Origin of the sequence: Nonomuraea sp. NPDC050404, assembly GCF_040655495.1 — a bacterium.
Lineage (GTDB): Bacteria > Actinomycetota > Actinomycetes > Streptosporangiales > Streptosporangiaceae > Nonomuraea.
This window is the reverse complement of sequence record NZ_JBFAKB010000009.1, coordinates 24323-48427: the sequence shown is the minus strand read 5'-3', so window position 1 is coordinate 48427 and position 24105 is coordinate 24323. Positions and strand designations below refer to the sequence as shown.

The 24105-nt window shown below is 70.7% G+C and carries 23 protein-coding genes; 4 read left to right on the top strand and 19 right to left on the bottom strand.

What is annotated here, in order from left to right; all coding sequences use genetic code 11:
* Nucleotides 1–211 precede the first annotated feature (211 nt).
* Nucleotides 212–406: a hypothetical protein gene (locus AB0I81_RS25350; RefSeq protein WP_360660865.1), complete on the bottom strand. Its 195-nt coding sequence runs from the start codon at nt 404–406 to the stop codon at nt 212–214.
* 106 nt (nt 407–512) lie between these two features.
* Nucleotides 513–731, bottom strand: coding sequence for a hypothetical protein (locus tag AB0I81_RS25345; protein WP_360660862.1), 219 nt, complete (start codon nt 729–731; stop codon nt 513–515).
* Between the two features lie 209 nt (nt 732–940).
* Between AB0I81_RS25345 and AB0I81_RS25340 the strand changes: the two genes are divergently transcribed.
* The 3 genes from AB0I81_RS25340 to AB0I81_RS25330 are packed head-to-tail and all read left to right on the top strand — an operon-like array spanning nt 941 to nt 3708.
* Complete coding sequence (locus AB0I81_RS25340; RefSeq protein ID WP_360660860.1) at nt 941–1789, top strand: peptidoglycan-binding protein; 849 nt, start codon at nt 941–943, stop codon at nt 1787–1789.
* A 52-nt stretch (nt 1790–1841) separates the two neighbouring features.
* Nucleotides 1842–2732: a peptidase inhibitor family I36 protein gene (locus tag AB0I81_RS25335; protein WP_360660857.1), complete on the top strand. Its 891-nt coding sequence runs from the start codon at nt 1842–1844 to the stop codon at nt 2730–2732.
* 40 nt (nt 2733–2772) lie between these two features.
* Nucleotides 2773–3708 (top strand): SpoIID/LytB domain-containing protein, encoded by a 936-nt coding sequence (locus AB0I81_RS25330; protein ID WP_360660854.1) that lies wholly within the window; start codon nt 2773–2775, stop codon nt 3706–3708.
* Nucleotides 3709–3755: 47 nt separating this feature from the next.
* On the opposite strand, the gene AB0I81_RS25325 is transcribed toward AB0I81_RS25330, so the two are convergent.
* Entirely contained in the window at nt 3756–4898 is a 1143-nt protein-coding gene (locus tag AB0I81_RS25325; RefSeq protein ID WP_360660852.1) for an NBR1-Ig-like domain-containing protein, read from the bottom strand.
* 165 nt (nt 4899–5063) lie between these two features.
* Between AB0I81_RS25325 and AB0I81_RS25320 the strand changes: the two genes are divergently transcribed.
* A complete protein-coding gene (locus tag AB0I81_RS25320) occupies nt 5064–6446 on the top strand; it encodes an FAD-dependent oxidoreductase (protein ID WP_360660849.1) in 1383 nt (460 codons plus the stop codon).
* A 77-nt stretch (nt 6447–6523) separates the two neighbouring features.
* On the opposite strand, the gene AB0I81_RS25315 is transcribed toward AB0I81_RS25320, so the two are convergent.
* Genes AB0I81_RS25315 through AB0I81_RS25240 form a run of 16 tightly spaced genes read right to left on the bottom strand, consistent with a single transcriptional unit; the run spans nt 6524 to nt 24105 of the window.
* Nucleotides 6524–6775 (bottom strand): phosphopantetheine-binding protein, encoded by a 252-nt coding sequence (locus tag AB0I81_RS25315; protein WP_360660847.1) that lies wholly within the window; start codon nt 6773–6775, stop codon nt 6524–6526.
* A gap of 10 nt (nt 6776–6785) precedes the next feature.
* Nucleotides 6786–7502: a tyrosine-protein phosphatase gene (locus AB0I81_RS25310; RefSeq protein ID WP_360660844.1), complete on the bottom strand. Its 717-nt coding sequence runs from the start codon at nt 7500–7502 to the stop codon at nt 6786–6788.
* A gap of 6 nt (nt 7503–7508) precedes the next feature.
* The gene (locus AB0I81_RS25305) at nt 7509–9299 is read right to left on the bottom strand and encodes an ABC transporter ATP-binding protein (protein WP_360660841.1); all 1791 of its coding nucleotides are present in this window, start codon (nt 9297–9299) and stop codon (nt 7509–7511) included.
* Nucleotides 9296–11218 carry an ABC transporter ATP-binding protein gene (locus AB0I81_RS25300; protein ID WP_360660838.1) on the bottom strand — a complete coding sequence of 641 codons (1923 nt, stop codon included), beginning with the start codon at nt 11216–11218 and terminating at the stop codon, nt 9296–9298. The genes AB0I81_RS25305 and AB0I81_RS25300 overlap by 4 nt, the downstream gene beginning before the upstream one ends.
* Nucleotides 11202–12674, bottom strand: coding sequence for an AMP-binding protein (locus AB0I81_RS25295; RefSeq protein WP_360660835.1), 1473 nt, complete (start codon nt 12672–12674; stop codon nt 11202–11204). Before AB0I81_RS25295 ends, AB0I81_RS25300 begins: the two co-directional genes overlap by 17 nt.
* On the bottom strand, nt 12671–13216 hold the full coding sequence (locus tag AB0I81_RS25290; RefSeq protein ID WP_360660832.1) for a phosphopantetheine-binding protein: 546 nt from the start codon (nt 13214–13216) through the stop codon (nt 12671–12673). The genes AB0I81_RS25295 and AB0I81_RS25290 overlap by 4 nt, the downstream gene beginning before the upstream one ends.
* Before the next feature lie 48 nt (nt 13217–13264).
* Entirely contained in the window at nt 13265–13954 is a 690-nt protein-coding gene (locus AB0I81_RS25285) for a PIG-L deacetylase family protein (protein ID WP_360660829.1), read from the bottom strand.
* Complete coding sequence (locus AB0I81_RS25280) at nt 13941–14933, bottom strand: NAD-dependent epimerase/dehydratase family protein (protein WP_360660826.1); 993 nt, start codon at nt 14931–14933, stop codon at nt 13941–13943. Before AB0I81_RS25280 ends, AB0I81_RS25285 begins: the two co-directional genes overlap by 14 nt.
* A gap of 8 nt (nt 14934–14941) precedes the next feature.
* A complete protein-coding gene (locus tag AB0I81_RS25275; protein WP_360660823.1) occupies nt 14942–16267 on the bottom strand; it encodes a condensation domain-containing protein in 1326 nt (441 codons plus the stop codon).
* 8 nt (nt 16268–16275) lie between these two features.
* Nucleotides 16276–17004: a TylF/MycF/NovP-related O-methyltransferase gene (locus AB0I81_RS25270; protein ID WP_360660820.1), complete on the bottom strand. Its 729-nt coding sequence runs from the start codon at nt 17002–17004 to the stop codon at nt 16276–16278.
* Nucleotides 16998–18119, bottom strand: a complete 1122-nt coding sequence (locus AB0I81_RS25265; RefSeq protein WP_360660817.1) for a thioesterase domain-containing protein — start codon at nt 18117–18119, stop codon at nt 16998–17000. Before AB0I81_RS25265 ends, AB0I81_RS25270 begins: the two co-directional genes overlap by 7 nt.
* On the bottom strand, nt 18116–19129 hold the full coding sequence (locus tag AB0I81_RS25260) for a phosphotransferase (RefSeq protein ID WP_360660814.1): 1014 nt from the start codon (nt 19127–19129) through the stop codon (nt 18116–18118). Before AB0I81_RS25260 ends, AB0I81_RS25265 begins: the two co-directional genes overlap by 4 nt.
* Complete coding sequence (locus AB0I81_RS25255; RefSeq protein WP_360660812.1) at nt 19122–19916, bottom strand: methyltransferase domain-containing protein; 795 nt, start codon at nt 19914–19916, stop codon at nt 19122–19124. The genes AB0I81_RS25260 and AB0I81_RS25255 overlap by 8 nt, the downstream gene beginning before the upstream one ends.
* Nucleotides 19913–20839 carry a phytanoyl-CoA dioxygenase family protein gene (locus AB0I81_RS25250; protein WP_360660809.1) on the bottom strand — a complete coding sequence of 309 codons (927 nt, stop codon included), beginning with the start codon at nt 20837–20839 and terminating at the stop codon, nt 19913–19915. Before AB0I81_RS25250 ends, AB0I81_RS25255 begins: the two co-directional genes overlap by 4 nt.
* Nucleotides 20840–20874: 35 nt before the next feature.
* On the bottom strand, nt 20875–22923 hold the full coding sequence (locus AB0I81_RS25245; protein ID WP_360660806.1) for a DegT/DnrJ/EryC1/StrS family aminotransferase: 2049 nt from the start codon (nt 22921–22923) through the stop codon (nt 20875–20877).
* Nucleotides 22924–24105, bottom strand: coding sequence for a radical SAM protein (locus tag AB0I81_RS25240; protein ID WP_360660802.1), 1182 nt, complete (start codon nt 24103–24105; stop codon nt 22924–22926).

The window sequence follows — 24105 nt, the reverse complement described above, 5'->3', positions numbered from 1 at the left end:
GGGAGGCTTTCTGCAGTAGGTGCACGCGGGTGGATCTTCGCGCGTCGGCAGGGTAGGGGCTTCCTCCGTACGGCGCATGAATGCCCGATGACGGTGCACCTGACGGCCGATGATCCTCCCGGCGCAGGTGGGGGCACCCGCATGACCACGGCGACGTCCAGGGCAATGAGGGGCGCCGTATGCGCGGCATGCCGGGCGCACCGGCGTGCGTCTAGCCGGCGGAGCGCAGAAGCATGGCCTCTATCTCCGGGCCGACGTCGGCCGTGCACGTGTAGGCATGGCTTCCGGACGCCGGGTCAACGACGTACAGGGTCGCGCGTTTGCCGCACTTCGAGCACCAGGTGCCGTGCTCGCCGCCGCCGAGTTCGGCCAGCCCGACCTTGATCTCCGGGATAACGAATGCCATGCCGGAAGCGTAGATCAGCGTGGCCGAGACATCCGGGGCGGCGGAGCGCCTTGCCCGAATTTATGCCCCGTAGAGCCTTCGACGTGGGACGACGCGACTCCGCGGGCTATTTCGCGAGGGAGTCGAGACGTTTGCGTCCCTTGTCCGTCAGCGACGCCAGGTGTACGCCCACGCCGAAGCTGGTGAGGCCCGACCTTGCCGCCTTCGTGAACTCCGCCACCACCAGGTCTGACGGGAACTCCTTGACCAGGACGTCGTAAGCCGCGAATCCGTGGTCCCGGACGGCGGCGAGGATCATGTCCGTGTTCAGCTCGGAGTGTTCCACGATCTCCTCCAGCGGGTCGCCTTGCCTTCACAGTCCCACCGTCTGCCGCGACCCGCCACCCCAACGGCTGTCAGACGGCGTGTACGCCCGTACGGACAAGCCCGTCGAACAGGCTGACAACACGATTTTTGTTGTGGACACGCGAGCAACCCGGAACGTTGGTCTCCGCCGCACAGGCATCGCCCCACCCCCTTGCACCAGGAGTACCGATGAAGCTGCCCGCATGCGCCGCCGCCCTCCCGCCGGCCGTTCTGCTCGCCGCGCTGGCCGGCATGGTCGCGACGCCGGCGGCACACGCGACGGCACACGCGACGGCTCTGCCGAGCGCGAACATGGAGGCCGTCGTCAAGGCGGCCCAGATCGACCCGCGGCGGCCCGACGACACGCTGACCCCGGGCGCCAAGGCCGGCGTGCTGCTCGTCGAGCGGGCGTTGCGTGACCGGCGCCTGCTGGACGCGAAGTGGGTGGACGGTTACTTCGGCACCACAACGGTCGCCGCGTACGCGAAGTACCAGAAGTCGCTCGGCCTCACCGGTTCCGACGCCAACGGCCTGCCGGGCAGGACGTCGCTCACCAAGCTCGGCGCCGGCCGCTTCAAGGTCACCGGCGTCATCAGCCCGGGAGCGCGGGTGTCCGTCGGCGCTTACGTGGTCAACGCCCGTACGCGCAGCATGCTGAAGGAGGCCAAGCGGCTGCTCGGCCGCGACTTCGAGCTCGACCAGGGCTCGTACAACCCCGGCGGCGACCCCACGTCCGCGGGTACGCACGACGGCGGCGGCGTCGTGGACATCTCGGTCAAGGGCATGGATTCCGCGACCCGCACCGCGGTCGTCCGCGCGTTGCGCCTGGTCGGCTTCGCCGCATGGCTGCGCAGCCCGCAGCAGGACGACTGGCCGTGGCACATCCACGCCGTCGCCATCAGCGACACAGACCTCTCCAGCCAGGCCCAGCACCAGATCGGTGACTACTACCTCGGCCTGAACGGGCTCGCCGGCCGCGGCCCCGACGACGGCCCGAAGGTCACCATCCGCACCTGGGAGGAATACCAGCGCCGCTGACCCATCCGAAATCCCCGGCTCAGCGACGAGCCGCAGACAGAAGGAGAACAGCATGAGAACGCTTACCAGGATCCTCGCCGCGGCGACCACCACGATGGCGCTCGGCGGCACGGTCGTCGCCACCGCCTCACCCGCCTCGGCCGCCGAACGCGACGGCATCTGCCAGACCGGCGAATTCTGCTACTACTTCAACAGCAACAACCAAGGCTCCGTCTCCGACTTCGCCGGATCAGTCGCCGACTACGCCACCACCCAACCCACCTGCTACGACTTCAAAGGCCCCGGCGCAGGCAAAGGCGAATGCATCAAGAACGCCGCCGCCTCCATCTGGAACCGCAGCACCAAAACAGTCCGCGTCTACTACAACACCGGCCACACCGGCACCTACCAGGACTTCGCCGCAGGCGCCAAAGCCAACCTGAGCGCCACGCTGAAGAACCAGAACGCCTCGCACGAGTTCGGCCCGTCGTCATCGCCGCGCACCGACCTGTCGTACGCGCTGTACAAGGCGGGCGGCAGGGTCACCTGCAAATTCGACGGTTACACCTCCACCTCCGGCCGGCACGAAGGCATCGACTTCGCCCGCAGCGTGGGTTCCAAGGTGCACTCGCTGGTGGCGGGCCAGGTCGTCAACGTCGTACGCGGATCCACCGGCAGGGCGAACCTCTCCACGATCGCCATCTACCACGCCGCGTCGAACAAGACGGTGATCTACCTGCACACCGCCCCGCTGTCCTCCTTGCGCTCCGGCCAGCAGGTCAGCCGTGGCCAGGCCATCGCCACCGAGTCGTGGCACGGAGTGTCGACCCGGGCGTCCGCGCACACCCACGTCGAGGTGCGCTCCGGACGGGTCACGCGCGCCTCCAAGAGCGTCGGCGACCCCCACCTGGACAACCAGAACCCGGCCTCGTTCTGGACCTCCCAGGGCTACAACCTCCGATAGCGGCCATTCACAGAAGCCTTTCCCAGAAAGAAGGACAACTGTGCCTTTACCCATTGTCCGGCTGCTGTCCGGGCTCGCCGCGATGGCGCTCGGCGGCACGATCCTCGCCACCGCCTCACCCGCCTCGGCCGCCGAACGCGACGGCATCTGCCAGACCGGCGAATTCTGCTACTACTTCAACAGCAACAACCAAGGCTCCGTCTCCGACTTCGCCGGATCAGTCGCCGACTACGCCACCACCCAACCCACCTGCTACGACTTCAAAGGCCCCGGCGCAGGCAAAGGCGAATGCATCAAGAACGCCGCCGCCTCCATCTGGAACCGCAGCACCAAAACAGTCCGCGTCTACTACAACACCGGCCACACCGGCACCTACCAGGACTTCGCCGCAGGCGCCAAAGCCAACCTGAGCGCCACGCTGAAGAACCAGAACGCCTCGCACCAGTTCCTGGGCTCCGGATCTCCCGCCGGATGCAAGACCGACGGCACGGACACGAAGCTGCCCACGACGATCCTCGTGTACCGCAAGTCCCTCGATCGGGTGGAGCGGGTGGAGTTCAAGACCTACGTCAAGAACGTCCTGCCCAACGAGTGGGTGTCGAGTTGGCCCGGCGAGTCGCTCAAGGCCGGGGCGCTGGCCGTGAAGAATTTCGGCTGGTATTGGGCGCTGCACTCCAACCGCAAGACGCCGGGCGGACAGTGTTTCGACGTCTATGACCACACGTCGAGCCAGGTGTACAAGCCCGGCTCCGCGAAGGCATCGACGAGCGCCGCGGTGGACGCGACCTGGGGCATCCGGTTGACCCGCGGCGAAAAGATCTTCCGGGCGCAGTACTGCGCCACGACGACGGCGTGCGGCCACTGGGTCGACGGCGACTGGATGTCTCAGAACGGCTCTCGTGACAAGGCCAGAGCGGGCTGGACCTACTCCAGGATCCTGCAGCACTATTACACGGGGATCCGGCTCGGCTCCTGAAACTTCGCCACTCTTTGCTCCCCGTCGTGTTCACGCACGGCGGGGAATTAACGTCCGCCCACAATGAGCTGGAAGTTGAGCGGCCGGCTGCCGGGGAAAACGACCGTTCCCGAAGCGTCTACCATCTTAAACCGCACGTAGCACAAACCAGGCTTCCTGGGGGTGGTGACGACGGTCTGGATGTCAACCGTGTCGCCGGGCTTCGTGTCCTTGATCGGCACGTCGGAGATGGTCTGGCATTGGTCGGCTTGTTGTGTCAGGTCGAGGCGGCGCAGCGAATATCCCTTCCACGGCACTTCCCCGGCGTTCTTGACCCGCCACACCTTGGTCACGGTCTCGCCGGTGCCGACGCGCGTGCAGTCGGTGAGGGTGACGTCCTCGATGAACACGGCCGCGTCACCCTCGTACAGCGGCGGGGCCCACGGCGGGTTGGTCACGCCCACCGGGCAGTCGGCGGGGGAAAGCGCGGCGGCGACCGATGGGCCGCCGGTCGGGTGCGGGGTGTCCGGGCCGGGCTCGGAGCCGCGATTGAAGGCGGCTACGGCGAGGACCGCGGCGCCAACGGTGACGGCCGCCGCCGCGAACGCGGCCGGGCGGGTCAGCCGGGATCCTCTTCCCTGCGCGGGAGGCGGCTGCTGAGCGTGGCCCGCAGGTGCGCCGGGCGGTGCTAATAGGTGAGCGTCGCCCGCGGATGCGCCGGGCGGTGCTAATGGGTGAGTGTCGCCCGCGGATGCGCCGGGCGGTGGTAACGGGTGAGCGTCGCCCGCAGGTGCGCCGGGCGGTGGTGGCAGGGCCTGGCTCGGTGGCGGGGACCCGTTGGTGAGGTGCACGGTACGAGCTTCCGCGGCGTTCGTCGCGGCCACCGCGATTTCATCGGCCGGTTGGTCCGTCGAGGCGCCCACCCGAATCGCCGGATTCCCGGCGCCCGCCGACCTGACCACCCGGTTCGCTTCTTCCCACCGTTCGCGGTACGCGGCCGGGTCCGCATTACACGCCTTGACGAACTCGACGGTGGTCTCCCAACTCGGGAGCCGGTTACCCTTTGTCGCCTCATGTAACGTCGTGTGGGAAATGGCCCCTGATCGGCCGGACATCTCGCGGAAAGGCGGGTTACCGAATGCGTTCCGTAATTCCCGCAGGGCGGCCGCGAAGTCCTCGATTGCCTCAGCCCGCGCACGCCTGTCGTCCATCACGCGAAGGTAACAGCACCCACACGTTTCACTCAACCTGTGACACTGCGCTGTTTCATCCCGAGTAACGGCCCTTACGGATGAGCCGGTGCTCAAATCGAAGGGCCCGCATCTCCGTCCGGAGCTGGATAGGCTCCGAGCCATGTCCTCGATTGACGTGACCCGGTGAGCACCACCCGCCTGCTGGTCATCGGCGCCGATGCGGCAGGGATGAGCGCGGCGCACCAGGCGATCCGGATGGCCGGGAGCAAGCTGGCCGTGACCGCGCTGGAGGCGACCGGCGATACCTCGTACTCCGCCTGCGGCATCCCCTACTGGGTCGCCGGCGACGTGTCCGGCGGCGACGCCCTGGTGGCGCGTACCGCCGAGGAACACCGGGCGGCCGGGATCGACCTGCGGCTCGGCGCCACCGCGACCGGGATCGACCGGCAGTCCCGCACCGTCACCTACCGGGATGCCGGCGGTGAGCAGGTGCTGGGCTACGACGAGCTGGTGATCGCGACCGGTGCGTCGGCCGTGGTGCCGGACTGGGCGCTCGACCCCGGCACAGGGCGACGGTATGCCGGTGTCGCGCCGGTCAAGACGCTCACCGACGGCGCCGTCTGGCTGGACCTGCTCACGAGGCTGCCCAAGGGCAGTGGGCGGGTGGTCGTCGCCGGTGGCGGCTACATCGGCGTCGAAATGGCCGAGACCGCCAGAAGGCGTGGCCACGAGGTCACCGTGATCACCCGGCACCGGGTGATGGGTTCCCTGGACCCGGACCTGTCCGCACGGGTCGAGAAGGGGATGCACGAGGCGGGGGTCCGGGTCGTGGTCGGCTCACCGGTCGTGCGGCTGGACGTGGCGGACGGGCGGGTACGTGGCGCGTACACGGCGGAGGGCGAACACCATCCGGCGGACCTGGTCGTGCTGGCGCTGGGCATCACACCGAACACCGGTTTCCTCGACCTCGACAAGTTGCCGAGCGGTCCGGACGGCGGTCTGCGGCCCGAGCCGGACGGGAGCCTGGCCGACGGCATCTGGGCCGCCGGCGACTGTTGCGAGACCCGGCATCGGCTCACCGGCGCGTGGACCTACATACCGCTCGGCACCCATGCCAACAAGCAGGGCCGGATCGTCGGCACCAACCTCGTCACGCCGGGCGCGCTGCGGTTCGGGGGCGCGCTGGGCACCGCGATCACCCGGTTCGCCGCGGGCACGACGTACGTGGAGATCTCCCGCACCGGGCTGAACGAGCGCGAGGCGGCCGCCGCCGGCATCGAGGTGACGTCCCTGGTCACCGAGGGCAGCACGGCCAGCGGCTACATGAGCGAGGCCGACCCGATCGCGGTGAAGCTGGTGGCGGCGTCGTCGGATCACCGGCTGATGGGCGCGCAGATCGTCGGCGGGCGTGGCGCGGGCAAACGCATCGACACCGTGGCCACCGCGTTGTGGCACGGCGCGACCGTTGACGACCTGGCCTGGTCCGACCTGTCCTACGCGCCGCCGTTCGCCACCTCCTGGGACATCGTGCAGATCGCGGCCCGACGACTGGCCGACCAGCTGTAAGCACCCCTCAACCCGACCGGCTGTAGGCGCCCCTCAACCCGACCGGCTGTAAGCACCCCTCGGACCGGCGCCCACGTCTATCGGTGCGGCGCGGCAGGCCCGGACGTCTCCCCCTCCAGGAACGCCGTCAACGCCCCGAGCGTCGGATGCTCCACCAGCGTGTCGATCTCCATGTCCAGGCGCAACTCCCGGCGCACCCGGCCGGCCAGCCGGACCGCCAGCAACGACGTCCCGCCCGCGGCGAAGAAATCGCCGTCCGGATCGGCGGCGTCCAGGCCCAGCTCCTCCGCCCAGATCCGCGAGAGCGACCGTTCCAGCTCAGATCCCATGATGTCTCCCTCATTCGAGCAGGTGCGTTCTGAGAGCGGCCACCTCACCGACGCCCAGCCCGGCGCCGATCAGGTAGTCCTCGACGGTGCCGTGTACGGCACGCAGCCCGGCCAGGAACAACCCGATGGACCCGGGCGGCGAGGCGAATCCCGGCAGGACGGCCGCCCGCCGGTTCCTCCGGGCCCAGGCGGCGTACCTGACGTTGGCCCGCGCGCTCAGGGCATAGTCGGCGTCGATGTCGTCATCGGCCACGCCGAGCAGGGCGAGAACGAGCGCGCACACCACGCCGGTACGGTCCTTGCCCGTGACGCAGTGCACGAGGACGGGCAAGGACTCCTCGGCGGCGATCACCCCGATCGTCTCGGCCAGGCCATGCGCCCCCTCCGCCGCCAGGTCGAGATAACGATCGGCGAAATAGCGGGCCGGGTCACCGCCGGGACGGTACGGGGCGTGCTGCCACTCCCGATGACCGAGATCGATGTGCCGGTAGGCGACGCCGCCGAGGTCCGGCATCCGGCCGTGCCGTTCTATCTCGTACGCCCGGCGCAGATCCACCACGGTACGGATGCCCAGCGATCCGAACAGCGCCCGATCCTCGCCGTACAAGCCAGACGGCACGTCGGAGCGGAACAGCCTGCGCCATCGCACCGATCGGCCGCCCGGGGCCGGGTAGCCTCCCACGTCGCGGAAGTTGAACATCTCAGTGAAGCCGATCTGCCGTCGCATCCGTGCTCACCGGTAGCCCTTGGCCTGGGTGAGGTAGAGCGTGGCGTACTCCCCGCCGCCGGCCAGCAGTTCGGCATGGCTGCCCCGCTCGGCGACCCGGCCGCCGGAGAGCACCACGATGTGGTCGGCCAGGTTCAGCGTCGAGAAGCGGTGCGAGACGAGGACGACGATGCCGCCGGCGGCGGACACCTGTGCGGACTGTTCGGCGAACCGTTCGAACACGGCGTGCTCGGCCTGGGGGTCGAGCGCGGCGGTGGGTTCGTCCAGGAGGAGCACCAGCGGCGACGGGCGCATCAGCGCACGGGCGAGCGCGAGTTTCTGCCATTGGCCGTGCGACAGCTCCTCCCCGTCGTACGCCCGGCCGAGCTGTGTGTCGATACCTTGCGGCAGCCCGGCGATCAGCTCGGCCGCGCCGCCGGTCTCGGCTGCGGCAAGCACGGCCGGCCGGTCCTCCAGCCGGGACAGGTCGCCGATGCCGATCGCCTCGCTCACCGGAAGTTGTGGCGTGAGGAAGTCCTGGAAGGCCCCGCTGAGCCGCGCCCGCCAAGCCGCGGTGTCGATGTCGGCGAGCTCGACGCCATCGACGGAGATCGATCCGGTGGTCGGCCGGTACATCCCGGTGAGCAGCTTGACCAGCGTGCTCTTGCCCGCGCCGTTGACGCCGACCAGGCCGACCACGGAACCGGCCGGCAGGTGCAGGCTGACCCCGTGCAGCGCCGGTGTCCGCGCCCCGGCGTAGGTGAAGCCGACGTCGTCGAAGGTGACGCCGTCCCGCAGCCGGTACGGTGCCGGGCGCCCGTCGCGCGTCTGCACCGTCGCGTAGTCCTGGAGCCACAGGTAGTGCCGCCCCACCCGGCCGGCCTCGGAGAGCCGGCTCACACCGTCGAGGGTCGCGTCGATCTGTTCACCGAGCCGGCCTGCCAGGACGATGATCAGGACGATGTCGCCCGCGGTCGCCCGGCCGGTGCCGACCATCGCCACCGAGATCCCGATCGCCGCGATGAGACCGGCGGTGAAACAGATCCATCCCGCCCACCGCCACGCCGCTCCGCGCACCTGGGCGGCGACTTCCCGCCGGGCCGCCGACGCCCAGAGGTCGCGGGCGCGCCGGCTCAGCTCCCAGCCGTTCCCGGCGACCCGTACCTCCTTGCCCGGACCCGGCAGCGTGCACAGGTCGTGCAGCGCCTGCTCCTGCCTGGCCATCGCCGCCGTGTCGTCCAGGGCGCGCTGGACCAGCCGGTCGCCCCGGTTGCCCAGCACGAGGGGCGCGCAGCCCAGGAGGGGCAGCAGCGACAACGCGGGATGCACGTCGGCCAGGAGGAACACCGTGAGCCCGAGGCCGAGCAGGGTCGCCGCCGTCTCCACGGCGACCCAGCAGGAGACCGCCAGCGCCCGGGTGCCGCTGGCCCCGCCGGCCCGCAACATCGCCAGCCGATCGAGGTACTCGGGCCGTTCCAGGTGCTCGATGGTGGGAATGCGCGACGCGCTGGTCAAGATCTCCTGGTTGAGCAGGACCTCGACCCGGTCGCTCAGGTCGTTGCGCAGGTTGTTCTGGATGTGGGTCGAGATGGTGATGGCGGCGAAGCCCGCGGCGCCGAGGGCCGCGGCGAGCACCACCCCGCCGGTGAGCCCGCCTTCGCTCGCGGCCGAGTCGACCACCCAGCGCTGCGCCAGCGCCGTCAGCGCCAAAGCTCCCGCACCGAAGATCACCAGGACGCCGACCAGCGCCGCCACCTTGGGGTCGGCGCGTACCGACAGGGCGAGCATCTTCGCCAGGACCCTGGCCCGGCCCTTCACGAGTTGCCGCCGTGGACGGTCTGGAACCGGCCGGCCTGGAGGCGGAAGAGCCTGGCGTAGTCGCCGTCCCGGTCGAGCAGTTCCTCATGTACGCCGACCTCGGTGATCCTTCCCGACCGCAACAACGCGATCCTGTCGGCGTGGCGGACCGTGGAGAGCCGGTGGGAGATCAGCACGACCGACGTGCCGCACACCTCGCGGACGACCTGGTCGAAGAACGCCTCCTCGGCTCGTACGTCCAGGTGTGCGGTCGGCTCGTCCAGCACCAGCAACCGCCGCCCGCTCCGTACGGCGAACAGCGCCCTGGCGTTGGCCAGCCGTTGCCACTGCCCGCCGGACAGGCCGAGCGCTCCCGCCTCCCCGTCCCTGAGCGGGGTGTCCAGCCCGTCCGTGGCTCCGGCCAGTAGGTCGCCCATCCCGGCGCTGACGGCGGCGTCCATGATCGCCCGCCGGGCGGCCTCCCGCTCGCCGTCGAGCGCCTCGGGCGCGGACAGGGCGATGTTGTCGGCGATGCTGCCGGGATAGTGGACGAAGTCCTGGAACAACACGGTCACGCGTCGCCGCCAGGCGGACAGCTCGCTCTCACCAAGTCCGGCAAGGTCTTCGCCGTCCACCGTGATCCGGCCGCCGGAGGGCCGGTACAGGCCGCTGAGCAGCTTGATGAGGGTGGTCTTGCCGGCACCGTTGGACCCGACGATGGCCAGGACCTCGCCCGGTTCGATGGTCAGGTCCACGCCGTCCAGGGTTGGCCGGCTGCTTCCCGGATAGCTGAAGCGGACGTCGTCGAAGCGGATGCGCGGAGCCGCCGGCGGTCCAGCCGCGCCGGCAGTGATCGCCGTGGCGCCCCATGTGGCCCCGAGCCGCTCGTACCGTTCGATCAGGCGGTCGAGGGCACGGATCGCGCCCAGCCCGTACTCGATGTCGAACCCGTCAGGCCCGACGTCGCGGGCGGCGAAGATCCCCCACGCCGCCACCAGGTAGACGACCAGGTCCTCGATGCCGATCCGGCCGGTCGCGGCGGCCAGACCGGGCACGGCCAGGCCCGCGAAGCCCGCGCCGACGGCCAGGACCATCGTCGTCCCCTGTTTGCGCAGGATGTCGCGGCGCACCGCCCAGATCGGCCCGGCCCAGGCCAGTGCCGATCGACGGCGCCGCGCGGTCGCCCACGCGCCCAGCCCGAACAGCCGGACCTCCTTCGCCGCTGCCGGACCGGCGGCGAGCTCCGACCACTCGTGCACCCGCCGGCGGTAGCGTGCCCGCTCGTCGGCGACGTCGGTGAGGTAGAGCCACTGGCGGCGGTTGATCGCGCGGATGAGCAGGGTCGCCACCAGCAGGCCGATCGCCAGCAGGGGCTCGAACGCGAACACGACGGCTGTCGCCGCCAGCGCCCCGAGCACCTGGAACACCGCCGCGACGACTCCCGCGGTGGCGGTGCCCGGGCTCCTGGTGCGGTTGATCATCCCGCCGGTGTCCCACAGCCGGTTCAGGTCGTCGCGCAGGTCCGGCTGTTCGAGATGGGCGAGGCCGCCCGGTTGCAGGGTCAGCTCACGCACACGTGCCCGTACGGTGCCGTCGATGCGCCGGGCGAGCGCGACCCGCAGGACCTGCTGCCCGGCCTCGGCGCTCTGCTGGACGACGTGGACGACGGCGATCGCCACCAGCAGCGAGAGCGTGGCCGGGGAGATGGCCGCCGCCATGACGAGTTGCCCGGTCAGCAGGGCCGTGGCCGACGGGGCCAGGGCCGCGAGCAGCAGCAGGACGCAGTAGGCGGTGACGTTCCCGATTCCGCCGCTGGGCAGCAGCCGCGCCAGCCGCCGCCGCTCGGCCACCAGCCGCCGCAACCCCGGCCAGCTCGTGACCCCGACGGCGAACCGCGGATCCAGCCCCGGTGACGGCGGCCGCTCAAACGGGTTGCGCAACGATCCTCCTCAGCTTCTCGCGAGGCAACTTTCCGTTGGGCAGGCGGCCGAGGTCCTCCACCAGCCGCACCTCCGCCGGCAGTTGGTGGCCGGCGAGCCGGTCGCGGCAGTGCTGGAGGATCTCCCGCGCCGTCAGCGGCTCGTCTCCGCCGCGAGACTCCAGGCCCCCGCGAGACTCCAGGCGGCCGCGAACGACGAGGGCGATCAGTCTCGCGCCCAGAACGTCGTCGGGCGCCGCCACCACGGCGGCGTCGGCCACCCCCGGATGGGACATGATGACCGCGGCGACGTGCTCGGTGTAGACGTTCTCGCCGCCGACGATGGCCAGGTCGTCGGCGCGGCCGGACAGGTACAGGTACCCGTCCTCGTCGAGGAGGCCGTGGTCGCCCACGGTGGCGAATCCGCCCCGGCCGGGCCGCGTCGTGCCGGGGCCGGACCGGCTGCCGGGAAGACCACGCATGTGTACGGTCCCAACCTGGCCGGGCGGAAGGAGCCGCCCATCGTCGTCGCAGATCCTGATCCGGGTCAGGAACCCGCGCCCGACGGTCCCGGGATGTGCCAGCCATTCGTCGCCCCGGCAGAGCGTCTGCCCGATGTCCTCGGTGGCGGCGTACATCTCGAACAACCGCCGCGGCCCCACCGCCTCGATCCAGGCCCGCTTGGTGCCGGCGGGGCACGGCGCCGCCGTGTGCAGGACGCCGCTCACCCGCCGCAGGGCGCCCGGCCGCCCGGCCAGGGCCGGTTCCAGCAGCCGCATGTGCGTGGGGGTGAGCTGGATCCAGTCGATGTGCCGCCGTTCGATGAGGTCCAGAATCGGACCCGGGAGGAAGAGCTCGGGAATCACCAGCGTGTTCCCGCTCAGTACGCCTTCGAGCAGGTGGTTGAACGGCGCCGCGTGGGCGAGCGAGCCCACGACCAGCTGGGTCTGCCCGAGCCGCCATCCTGCCGTCTGCAGCAGCAACGACGGCCCCTTGTCCGGATGGAAGAACGGCATGCCCGCCCTCAGCACCGGTTTCGGGACCCCGGTCGAGCCTCCGGTCAGCAGGACGTACCCGCCCTGTCCCGCGGCGGGCGGCCGGTCGGCGGCGGGTCCCCCCGATGCCCGGCCCAGCAGGCCGGGCGCGGGCACCGGCGCGGCCAGGCGGTCGCGGACCGCCGAGAACTGCCGTTCCAGCTCCGCGGGCGGTGCCGACGGTTCGTAGGGCAGGGCGATGAGCCCGGCGCACAACACGGCCAGCACCTGGCAGACGCCGTCGAGGCTGCGGTAGCCCGGGATCGCGACGACCGTATCGGGACCGGCCGCCGCGCGCATGCGCCCGGCGAGGGCGAGAACCCGGTCGGACAGGCCGGCCCAGCTCAGCTCCTCGCAACCGCCGTCCGGCGCGGCCGTGATGATCGCCGGCCGCTCGCCCAGCGTCTGGCCCAGCTGCTTCAGCCGCGCGTCAATGGTGATCATCCGCGTTCCCGCTCGCGCAGGAGCCGTGCGAGCCCGCGTACGGTCGAGGTCTCCAGCAGATCGAAGACGTCGATCTCGGCGGCCCACCGCTCCTGGAGGGCGGCCAGCAGCCTGGCGGCGCTCAGCGAGTCGCCGCCGAGATCCATGAAGTCGTCGGTGGCGCCGACGCGTGACAACTCCAGGACCTCCGCGTAGAGCGTGGCGAGCTGCTCCTCCATGTCCCCCCGGGGAGCGACGAAGATCACTTCATCGGCGCGCTCGCGGAGCGTCGCCCGGATCGCCGCCAGGTCGATCGCGCCGCCGCCGGGCACCGGATGGTCCGGCGCCTCCTCCACCCAGACGCCGTCCACCGCCTTGCCCGTCCCGCCGAGCAGGTCGTGCACGTGCTCGCGCAGCAGTTGCGGGCTGCAGTAGTCGTTGACGCGGACGGCGGCGATCGACGCGGTTCTGCCGTCAACCTCCACCTCCACCAGGACCGCGTCGACGACGTCCGGGTGTTGCCTGAGTACCTCGATGGCGTCCACAACGCCGGAGCTGGACATTCGCGAACCTCACACGTGTTGGCTGACATGTTGCGGAAACGGGCCGGTCTACATGACCGTCCGGTGCACCTCGAACGCTTCGGCGCCGCGCACGCCGATCTCCGCCCCGCGCAGGCGGGCGAGCGCGGAGACGACCTCGCCGCTGCGGATGTGCGGGCTGTGCCTGGCCTGCGTCGCGTAGGCCGCGAGCGCCTCCAGCTTGCGATCGAGGTGGGCGGAGATGTCCACGAAGGCGGTGGACCTGCCCATCGGGTCGGCGGCCCACTGCAGCTTGGTCATCTCGTACGCCATGACGTGCGGGACCAGCCACTTGCCGAACTGGCCGCCGATCGGGCGGGCCGCGGCGAACCCGGCACGGAAGGTGGCCACGTGGTCCTGGTCGTAGTCGTCGCCGCTGGGCAGCAGCAGCAGGTCGGGACGCAACCAATCCATCCGCTCCTGCAACAGGTCCACCAGCTCGCGCAGACCGACGGTGTCCAGGCGCTCGGTGAGCTGCCGGTCCCCGTAGGCGATCTCGTAGCGGAACCCCAGCAACTCGCTCACCCGCTCGATCTCGGCCGTGCGCTGCTTGAACGTCGTCGGCTCCGCGAGGCCGTAGTGGCTCATGCCATCGACGGCGAGGTAGAGCACGTGAACCTCGCAGCCGTCGTCCGCCAGCCTGGCGAGGAGCCCGCCGCAGCCGAGCACCTCGTCATCGGCGTGCGGCGACACCAGCAGAACACGGTCAAAGCGGCGCATAGCGGCCCCTTACGTCCTCGCGGCTCTCGTAGTAGTCCGCCGTGGTCCTGATGAGATCGTCCAGATCGACCGAGGGCTTCCAGCCCAGGGTGATCGCCGCGCGCAACGCCGGCATCTTCTCGAACGACTCCGCCTCGGCGTAGCCCTCGCCGTGCCGGCGGCGTCCGTCGGTGTACAGGATGGGCGAATCGCTGCCGAGCAGGTCGCGTACCCGTTCGGCGAGCGTGCCGATCGTCGTGCGATTGGCCGGGTTGCCGATGTTGACGATCGGCTCGCCGGCGCCGATCGCGGCGTCCATGTGGTCGAGTACGAAATGGGTGAGGTCGTCGGCGGCCGTGAACGCCCGTACCTGCTTCCCGTCGCCGAAGACGGTCAGTGGCCGCCCGGCGAGCGCCTGCTGCACGAAGGTGGGCATCACGAAACCCCCGGCGCGCGACTGCCGCGGCCCGGCGACGTTGAACGGGCGGATCACCACCGCCCGCAGCCCGCGCGTCATGCTGTTGACCGTCATCGCCTCGACCACGGCCTTGGCGACCGCGTACTCGATCCGGGCGTTGTAGCCCGTGGGCACCCGGAGGGAGTCCCGTTCGTCCAGGAGCCCGCTGCGGCCGTAGACCTCCGCCGAGCTGAAGACGCACAGCGGCACGTCGGCGGCCAGGCACGCCTCGACGACGGCGCTGGAACTGGCCACGATGTCGTGTCCCAGCGTGCCCGCCCTGGACAGGATCCCGGCGGGGCCCACATGCGAGGCGGCATGGATCACCCGGTCCACACCGCTGAACGTGCCGCCGTTCGCCAGATAGTCCTCAACGGGCTCCCTGACCAGCTCGTAGCGCTCGTCCGACGCGTGCTCCGAGCCGTCGATCACCGCCCCGACGGTCGAATCGATCACCCGGACCCGGTGTCCCGCCGTCAGATAGGCGTCGGCGACGTGGGAACCGATGAAGCCGAGCCCCCCGGTGATGACAACCTCACCCATGTGACCTCCTAATCAAAGGACTGCAACGCTTCGAGACAGGACCGGGTGACAGACCGGGCCAGATCCGCCGGGATGACGGCCGGATCCGCGAACATGCGCACCCCCAGGTGGTCCGCCGTCGCATGGAACACCACGCCGAACCTGGGGATCCGGTAATCGGCGGGATCGCCCTCCTCGATCCGGATCGACGCGGACCCGATCCGTCGCTCCGCCTCCGGATCGCGATCTAGGGGCATGTAGTTCACGAAATGACCGACTGCGCCGAATCCCAGATAGTCGTCGTCGACGCCGGCCTCCGCCAGGACCTCGCCCAGCTCGTCCTGGTCGAAGACGGCGTGCGCGGAGGCGGCCAGCAGGGATCTGCGCAGCTGGGCGGCCGTTCGGGCCGGCGTCCCGCTGGAGACGTCCACCCCGATCACGCTGTTCTGGGCGAGCATGCCCACGTATCCGGCGGCCCCGGGCAACTGCCGGTTGGAGCAGGTCACTCCCAGCGGGAACGAATCGACTCCCGTGTGCGCGGCGCACGATCTCGCCAGCGCCGTCAGGACGACCGCGGCCTCCGACGTTCTCCAGCGCGCGGCGAGCCCCCGTACGTGCTCGCCCAGGTTCGGGCCGTGCCCCAGGACGACGGGAAAGCCGCCGGGCGCGCCGACGGGCGGCACGGCCCCACCCCCGCCGGACGCGCCGAACAGCCGGCGCGGATGTTTCCGCAGCACGTCCCGCATGTACGCGGCGCTGCGGGCGCTGGTCTCGGCGCCGCGCCTGCTCCGCTCCCCCGCCGCCCACCCGACGGGCTGGCCCGTGGGCGGGGGCAGCGCGGACGGCTCCTCCAGCAGCACCAGGAACTCGCGCGCCAGAATCGAGCAGGCGGCCCCGTCCGCGATCATGTGGGACGCGGCCACGAGGACCCAGACGGGCGCCCCGCGCACGGTCAGGATCGTGAACCTCGCCAGGAACTCCTCATCCCATACGAAGTCACCACCCATCAGCTCCCCCGCCAGCCGGTGAAGGTCGTGCTCGCTCAGTTCACCGCTCGCGACCTCCTGCGCCCGTACGGCGAACGCGCCGTCACCGTGCACCTGCTGGATGAGGCCGCCGGGCGAGTCCGGCAGGCGCGTGCGCAGCGCCTGATGACGCTCCACGAGCCGCCCCAGAGCGGCCAGCACGTCGCGTTCCGCGGTGCCGGGTGGAACGCGCCACTGCTGGGAGAGGTGGAACTGCGCGCGGTTGTGCGGATGCGCGTTCTGTATCGTCCAGATGTGGCGCTGGCCCCAGGTCAGCGGGCCGGTTTCGCCGGTGAGCCCGGCGAACGGGATCTCGTACGACTTGTCCACGATGCCCCTCAGATCGCCGTCACTTCGAACACCGCGGCCTCGGGACCGACATCACGGAGATGACGGAGCGAGAAGGTCGGATGCGCGCGCCTGAACGTCTCCAGCGCACGTCTCTCACCGTGCTCATCGCTGGCCCCCATGTCGTTGTAGTCGTCGAAGATGATGATCGATCCGACCCGCAGCCGGCCGTGCAGGAAGCGCAGCACCTCCAGGCAGGACTCGTAGACGTCCACGTCGATGGTGCAGATGGCCGCCGGCGGGAAGTCGTAGTCACGGGCGAGGTCCTCGAACAACTCCCGGCCGTAGAAGCCCTGAAAGAGCCGCAACCGCCCGAAGTCGGCGCCGTGCGCACGCAGATTCGCGACGACCTCGTCGTGACCGGCGGCGAAGTCCCCGGTGTCGTAGAAGGAGCCGTCCACCGCCGAGGCGGGCAGGCCCAGGAAGGAGTCGAAGCCGAGGCATGTGAAGTCCGCACCCGCGTACTCGCGGGAGATCTGCTCGGCGAACCACAGGCTGTAGCCGCGGTAGACGCCGAACTCGTAGTACGCGCCGCCCGCGAACGGATCGCGCTCGCGCTCGCTCATCCGCTGGAAGGCGCCGTGGATGGCGATCGGCAGATGAGGGGACAGCGTGACGAAGGGCCTGCCGGTGGTGACCTCCCTGAGAAAGTGCCTGGCCGGTTTGGGCAGGCTTCGGTAGGCGGTCCTGGCCTGGCGTAAGAGCGTGGGCCTCAGCACCGCTCGCCGCTTCCGGAAGCGGCGGGAGAGCCAGTCCGCGCCCGCCGCAGCGCGTCATCGACGAGACCGGCGAACACCTCGCGGAATCCCGGGTCGGCGAAGATCTCGTACTCGTAGTGCTCGGCGTCCAGCCGGTAGGTGTGCAGGGCGCCCGCGTACGGTTTCCACCGTTCCACGTGCTCCGGTGTGGCCTCGGCCGCGAAGTAGTGCACCTCGCCGGGGTAGCGGGCGGGCCGGTACGCTGCGCACGCGCGGATCAGCCGCGCGTACACCGTCAGCTGCCGGCGCAGCGCGTCGCTCCCCATGTCCTTGGCCAGCGCGTCCCCGGCCCGCAGCACGTCGATCACCTCGGGGTCGCCGGCGTCGGCGTGGTCGCGCACCCGGCCTTCGACCCGGCGCAGCAATTCGCGCAGGCGATCCTCCATCAACGTGCTCTCGTCCTGGACCGTCACGGATCCGAACACCGGGGCGGGCGCGTCGATCAACGCCAGGAGCCCGACCCGCGCGCCTCGCTCGTGCAGCCTGCCGGCCAGCTCGAAGGCGATGGCGCCGCCGCCGGAGAATCCGCACAGCAGGTACGGGCCCTCGGGTTGCGCGTCACGAATCTCGTCGAGGTAGACGTCGGCGAACTCCGCGACGGTGCGCGGGATCTCGCGTTCGCCGTACAGGCCCGCCGCCCGCACACCCGACAGCGGGACGGGCAGCAGACTCCGCAGCGCCCAGATCGCGAACGCGTTGCCGGAAGCCGAGTGGACGTAGAAGAGCTTGGGCCGCGGGCCCCTGTCGTCCGGCGGCAACTGTACGCAGAGGTCTCTGCGGGCGTGCGTGCGCAGGTAGCCGCCCAGCGCGTGGACCGTGTCGTGGCGGCGTACGAGCTCCGCCGTCAGTTCCAGGCCGGTCGCGGCGCCGAGCCTGGCGGCGATCCGCTCGGCAGGACCAGCGCCGAGCCCAGCCGGGATCCGGTCGGCAGGACCGGCGCCGAACTCGGCCGGGCCGGCGTCGCCGCGCAGGCTGGTACGCGGGGTCACCGTGGGCAGGCCCAGCTCGTCGGCGAAGATCTCGGCCGCCAGCGCCTCCCACTGGTCGCGGAAGCGGCCCTGGTAGTAGCCGGTCATGCCGCAGCGCCTCCGTCCCTGCCGCCACCGCAGCCGGCCGCCGCGAAGCGCGCCACCTCGCGGTAGGTCGCGACCTCCGGCAGGGTGGCCAGCACCTTCATGAGGCGTTCCTCGGCGTCGGCGTGATGCTCGGCGTGCTCGTCGTCCAGCGCGAGCCGCGCCTGTGCGGCGACGAAGTTGACGCAGCTCGCGGCCTGCATGGCGAACGAGCGCTCCGGCTCCAGCACCGCGGTTCCGCCCGCCGCGCGGTAGGCGGCCATCGTCCTGCCGATCGCGGCCCCATCGACGCCGTCGGCGGTGAACCAGCGCAGCAGGACCATGGCCAGCTCCCGATCGGCGCACCCGGCGCCGGTGTCGTCCCAGTCCAGCAGGACCCAGCCGCGATCCGTACGCACCACATTGGGGCCCTGGACATCCAGGTGGCACATGATCCGGTCATCCGGTTCCGACGGCGTCACCAGCGACGCCAGCCTCCGCAGATCGGGCAGCGAGGCCGCCAGCCGCTCCTGCCACGGCCGGCGCGCCGCCGCGGCACCCGCCAGGCGTTCCCAGTCCACCTCGTCGAGCGTCTCGTACCAGGGATGCGGCGGGTCGGGCGCCGCCATGGCCAGTCCGTGCAGGCGAGCCAGCAGCTCACCCAGGCGTTCGGGCGTTTCCGCCTCGTCCGGGCGCGCGGCCGGGCCCTCCTGCCAGTCATAGAGGCGGACGCCGCTGCCGCCCAGGGCCGCCGGCAGATGTCCGACCAGCCCGCCGCCCGGGGTGGGGACGTTGCGCGGGGAACGCACGCCGGCCGCTGCCGCCGCCTGCTGGAGCGCCGCGCCGCGCGCCACGGCGCGCTCGTCCACCCCCCAGAGATGCTCCTTGACGGCGTACGCCGCGCCGCCGGCCGTCAGACGCCAGACCCTGCCCATCGCCCCGCGGCCGACCGGGGTGATGTCCGCGCCGGCCGGTTCCAGCCCGAAGAGGTCGCACAGCGCGGCGGCCAGTTCCGCGGGCGATCGTTCAGTCATGCGCGGGCTCCGCCGTCCGTGCCGAGATCAGGATGTGGTCGAGCCCCGGCGGGAACGCGTTCTCCCGCACCTCGGTAATGTCGAATCCGGCCAGCCGCAGCGCCGCGGTGATCTCGTGAATGCGCCGGGGATAGAGGCGGAGGGCCCGGTACCAGGTGGACTCGACCGTGGCGTCCGCGTCCAGGATCTGGTATCCGAACGTGCTGGTGAGGATCCCGGAGGGTTCGTCGTACTCCGACTGCTCATCGACCCGGAGCAGCCGCCCGTCCGGAAAGTCGAAGAAGCCGTGCGTACGGGAGAGCCCGCCGGCGGACCCCATGATCGAGGCGAGGAAGGCGATGTCGAACCGCTCGACGTCCAGCAGCAGCACCCCACCCGGCCGGAGAACGCGGCGCACGTTGGCGAACAGCTCGTCCAGCACGGCCTCGCCGATCAGGTGGGAGACCATGTCGTTCGGCAGGATGGCCGCGTCCACCTGATCCATCGCCGGCATCGCCGGAGCCGTCTCCCGCACCAGGCGCACGCGGGCGGCCACCTCACGCGGCAACGTGGCCAGCCGGCTGTCCAGATGCTTCAGCATGCGCGCCGAACTGTCGACGCCGACCACCTCGGCGCCGTCCATCGCCAGCGGCACCAGGATGTCGCCGGTCCCACATCCCAGCTCCAGCACCCGGGGACGGTCCGGCAACGACGACAACTCCTTGCGGTACACCTCGCCGACCCGCGGGGCGTGGCCGACGTTCAACTCGTAGAGAAGGGGGTCGTAGAAATCCAGCAATATGCTCATCGAACGCTTGGCCTCCCAGGTACCGGGCTGGACGAAAGCAGTTCCGCCATACGATCCGCGAACGCCGGCCTGGGCGGATGCGCCCATTCCGGGTCGAAGTACGGGTATGCGTCGGGGTCGTGGGGGTGCCCGACGCTCAGGAACGACAGCAGATAATCACGTACGGCCGACCGTCCGGCCTCGTCGGCCGGATCCGCCGCGTAGGAGACGCTCCACTGCCGCCTGTCCCGGCCGCCGATGCTGGCGTGCCACAGATGCACGTCGAACGCGATCACATCGCCGGGACGCGTCACGATCGGGACGCCGGGCCACATCTCCGCTTCTGCGCGCTCGTCGAACAGCGGCTCGGCCGCCGGCCATCGGTGCCGGTATTCGGCCAGGGCGCGACCGTACCCGCCCCGATGGCTGCCCGGCAGCACCTGCAGTGCGCCGTCGGCGGCCGTCAGCGGCTCCAGGTAGGCCACCATCTTGACCGCCGTCAACGCGGCGTCCGCCGAGTCCTGATGCCATGGCGAGGAGTCGCGGTAGAGGATCCCTTTGGCGGGTTTCGGCAGCACCGGCCCGCCGAGGAGTCTGACGGCGGCGGGCAGCAGCCGCTCGGCCAGCAGTTCCCTGCTCAGGGGTGAGCGATCGCCCATCATCGGCACGTAGAAGCCCTCCGTGCCGGTGGCATGGGGGACCGGGGTGGCCGGGAGGTCGTGGTTCGCGGCCAGCGCGTCATCCACCTCCCGGCGCAGGCCCTCGGCCTCGGCCGGCCCCAGCAGCCCACGCCACACGCAGAAGCCGTGGGTACGGAAGAAATCGACGTCGTACTCGATTTGCCCGTCTGGCCGCTCGACGCTCATCTCGTACGTGATCGGCCCGTCTGGCCGCTCGACGCTCATCTCGTACGTGATCGGCCCGTCTGGCCGCTCGACGCTCATCTCGGGCAAGATTGGGCCGCCTGCTCGCTCGGCGCTCATCTCGTCACCATCTCCGGGTTGGACATGCCGCCGAGGCGGTAGCGGAGCGTCTCCCGCTGGGTGGACGCGGTCGGGATGCCGAGCCGGACGATCTGCCGCAGGAGGAGGTCGTCCTCGCCGATGCGCTCCTCCACCTCGGCGGCCGAGCGCGGTGTGGCGATGCGCAGCAACGGCAGGACCTTGGAGTCGAAGAGCCACTCGCCCATGTCGACCATGCCCACGCCACCGTCCGGGCGGCGGACGGCGTCCCTGATCACGCTGCTGTCCGCGGACATCATGCCCGCCGAGGCGAGCTCGGCGAGCCGCTGGATGGCCTTGTCCCCCGGTGGCAACCACGGGAAACGATCGACCAGGACCGGGTTCCCGTCCGCGTCGATCATGCGGCGCCAGGAGTGGACCGCCGGATAGCCACGCCTGGCCAGCGCCAGCAGAGCGGCCAGATGGTCGGGCGCCCAGGTGTTGTCGTCGTCGAGAAAGGTGAGGTAGTCGCCGATCCGGCGATCGACGGCGAACTGCCGCAACGTGGCCACCCGCGTCCACGGTTCGGCGGGGACAGCACCCGAGTGACCGACCGTCGTGAGGCGAACGCCATCGAGCTCAAGGGTGCCCGTAGCACCGGCTCCCTCGTCGCGCTCGGACGGCAGCAGGACCGCGCCCGGAGCGCCGGCCCCCTTGTCGTGCCACACGGTCACCGAGATGTCGGCGTCCAGGTCGCGCTGGGCCGCCACGCTCTCCAGCGCCGCCGCGAGCAACCGCGGGCGCTCCCCCCGGGTCACGACCACCACCTCGACGAGCGGACGTCGCCGCGGCACGGTCCTGGTCCTACGTGTCTCCCCTGTCATCACCGTGGCCAGGGCGTCCAGGGTGGGTTCGCCGGCCAGGAAGAGGTGGTGCGGGATCACGACGTGCCGGTCGTGCCAGTGCCGGGCCCGCTCCAGCGGACCGGCCAGCTCCCCGAGCCCGGCGTACTGCTTCACCGTCGCCGGCCGATACAGCGGCCCTTCCGGCATCGGCGGATAGACGCGGTCGAGCACGATCCCGGTCTCGCGGCCCACCTTCGCGACGAGATCGCCCGCGTCGGTCTCATGCTCGGGCAACCGCACCGCGACTCCGTAGAAATTGCCGGAACGTCGCGCGCCCTCATCCGCGAACGCCTGCCAGTCGGTGCCGGCCAGCCGTTCGAGCAGGCACGCCAGCCCTGTGGCGCGACGCCGCGCCTGGTCAGGTAACCGGGCAAGCTGGTCCAGCAACAACGCCGCCGACACCTCGGACATGGCGTGGTTGGCTCCATGCTGCCGCCCCGCGGGTTCGAGCTCGTTGAGCAAGCCCAACTCCCGCTCGGGCTCATTGAGCAGGCCCGGCGCCGACCCGGGCAGCCTCCGGCGCGAATCCATCATCAGCGACTCGATCCGTGCGGCCAGCTCGTCGTCATCGGTCAGCACCACACCGCCCTCCCCGGCCGCGAGGATCTTGGTCGCCTGGGTGCTCATGATGCTGATGTCGCCAAGCGAGCCCGCCACCCTCCCCCCGGCGGTCTCGGCAAGCTGGGCATGGGAGGCGTCCTCGATCAGGACGGCGTCGGGAAAACGGCGGCGAAGCGCCGCGACGTCACACTGCTGCGCGTAGAGATGAACACCGAGCACCGCCCGGGGCGAGTCCACCGGGCTGTGACCGACCAGGCAGGGAGACTCGGCGGTGCCGTCGAAGAACGCGGGAACCGCGCCGACCCGCAACACGGCGGTGGCACACGCCACCCACGTCGTGGCGGGCAGCAGCACCACGTCGCCAGGACCGACGTCCGCCGCCTGCAACGCGATCACGATCGCACTGGAACCGCTGGCCGTAAGGGTGGCGTGGCGGCGACGGGCCAGCCCGGCCAGCGCTTCGGCCGCCATCACGTTCCGCGACGGCCAGCGGCTCGGAGGCCCGCTGACCGCCAGTCGTCCGCTCAGCAACGCGGCCTGGATCGCCTGCACGCTGAGATCGTCGATCTCCGGCCAGACGGGCCGGTGCGGGATCGGCTCAGGAAGCGGCTGCGTGCTCATCTATTCACCTGCCAGGGGTAGTCGCCGCCTGCTCGGGACGGGCGCCTCGCCGGACCTGGCCGGCACGAACGCGGCACAGTGGGCGGGGCTCAGCAGCACCCGGTGCCGGGCGTAGGGCGGATAGGTCTCCTCGTCGAAGTCGGTGTACCTGTTGCGGTAGCACCATCGGCATTCCTCGAAGTCGTCCGAGATCCGCCCCGCGCCGGCGGCGTGCTCGGCCCGGAGCCGCTGGTAACGCGGCCCGTTCCAGATCTCCTCGAAGCCGGATCGGCGCAGGTCCCCGATCAGGTAACGGGTGCCGGGCGCGCCGATCAGGTGGTCGCAGAAGCCGGTCTGTCCGCGGTAGTTGACGTAGAAGTACATCCACGGGTGCGTGCAGGTCTTGTCGGCGTGTAACGGGTCCGCCCAGTCCGGGTCGAGCGCGGTGTTCAGCTGCACCTCGACGCCGCCGGCCGCCGCGGCCGCCGCCGTGTCGTGCAGGGCGTCGGCCAGCGCCGCGCGGTGGAACCGGAGATTCCCGGGATCGTCCGCCTCCAGGCTCACCACATTCAGGTTGACCCGCACCCCGAATCGTTCACCCAGGGCCACGATGTCCGCCAGCTCCGCGAGGGCCTGGCTCTGCACCACGACGTTCAGCACAATGGCGTCCGTGCCGGTCCCCAGCCGGGCCGACTCGTCGACGATCGCCTCCAGGTTGCGCAGGACCGCCTCCAGCCGGGCGCCGCCGCGCAGCGCGGCGAACGTCTCGGCGCTCGCCGCGTCCAGCGAGACGGTGATGCTCACGCCCTGCCGCACCAGCCGGCGCCACATCCGCTCGTTCGTCACCGACAGGTTCGTCACCAGCCGGACCCGGCAGCCGTACCCGATCGCCCGGTCCACGAATTCCGGGAAGCGCTTCAGTACGGTGCTCTCGCCCCATCCCCGCAGGTCCACGATCTCCGCGGTGGGGAACAACTTCTCGGCGACCTGGTCGAACAGCTCCATGGACATGTTGCGCGAACGGTCGAACGGGCCGCCCGAGCGGCACATCGCGCACGACAGGTTGCAGTTCTCGGTCAGTTCGAGGAACAACACCCGCGGCAGGCTGCTCAGTACGGTGGCACGTTCCTCGAACTCCGCGATGTTGCGGTCGCGGTTGGCGAACTTGAGCTCATCGAATCGGGGGTCACGTGCGGGCTCCAC

Coding starts and splice junctions, on each gene's coding strand:
- AB0I81_RS25350 (WP_360660865.1), bottom strand. CDS start 406: ATGGCATTCGTTATCCCGGAGATCAAGGTCGGGCTGGCCGAACTCGGC.
- AB0I81_RS25340 (WP_360660860.1), top strand. CDS start 941: ATGAAGCTGCCCGCATGCGCCGCCGCCCTCCCGCCGGCCGTTCTGCTC.
- AB0I81_RS25335 (WP_360660857.1), top strand. CDS start 1,842: ATGAGAACGCTTACCAGGATCCTCGCCGCGGCGACCACCACGATGGCG.
- AB0I81_RS25325 (WP_360660852.1), bottom strand. CDS start 4,898: ATGGACGACAGGCGTGCGCGGGCTGAGGCAATCGAGGACTTCGCGGCC.
- AB0I81_RS25315 (WP_360660847.1), bottom strand. CDS start 6,775: ATGGGATCTGAGCTGGAACGGTCGCTCTCGCGGATCTGGGCGGAGGAG.
- AB0I81_RS25310 (WP_360660844.1), bottom strand. CDS start 7,502: ATGCGACGGCAGATCGGCTTCACTGAGATGTTCAACTTCCGCGACGTG.
- AB0I81_RS25295 (WP_360660835.1), bottom strand. CDS start 12,674: ATGATCACCATTGACGCGCGGCTGAAGCAGCTGGGCCAGACGCTGGGC.
- AB0I81_RS25290 (WP_360660832.1), bottom strand. CDS start 13,216: ATGTCCAGCTCCGGCGTTGTGGACGCCATCGAGGTACTCAGGCAACAC.
- AB0I81_RS25285 (WP_360660829.1), bottom strand. CDS start 13,954: ATGCGCCGCTTTGACCGTGTTCTGCTGGTGTCGCCGCACGCCGATGAC.
- AB0I81_RS25280 (WP_360660826.1), bottom strand. CDS start 14,933: ATGGGTGAGGTTGTCATCACCGGGGGGCTCGGCTTCATCGGTTCCCAC.
- AB0I81_RS25265 (WP_360660817.1), bottom strand. CDS start 18,119: ATGACCGGCTACTACCAGGGCCGCTTCCGCGACCAGTGGGAGGCGCTG.
- AB0I81_RS25260 (WP_360660814.1), bottom strand. CDS start 19,129: ATGACTGAACGATCGCCCGCGGAACTGGCCGCCGCGCTGTGCGACCTC.
- AB0I81_RS25255 (WP_360660812.1), bottom strand. CDS start 19,916: ATGAGCATATTGCTGGATTTCTACGACCCCCTTCTCTACGAGTTGAAC.
- AB0I81_RS25250 (WP_360660809.1), bottom strand. CDS start 20,839: ATGAGCGTCGAGCGGCCAGACGGGCCGATCACGTACGAGATGAGCGTC.
- AB0I81_RS25245 (WP_360660806.1), bottom strand. CDS start 22,923: ATGAGCACGCAGCCGCTTCCTGAGCCGATCCCGCACCGGCCCGTCTGG.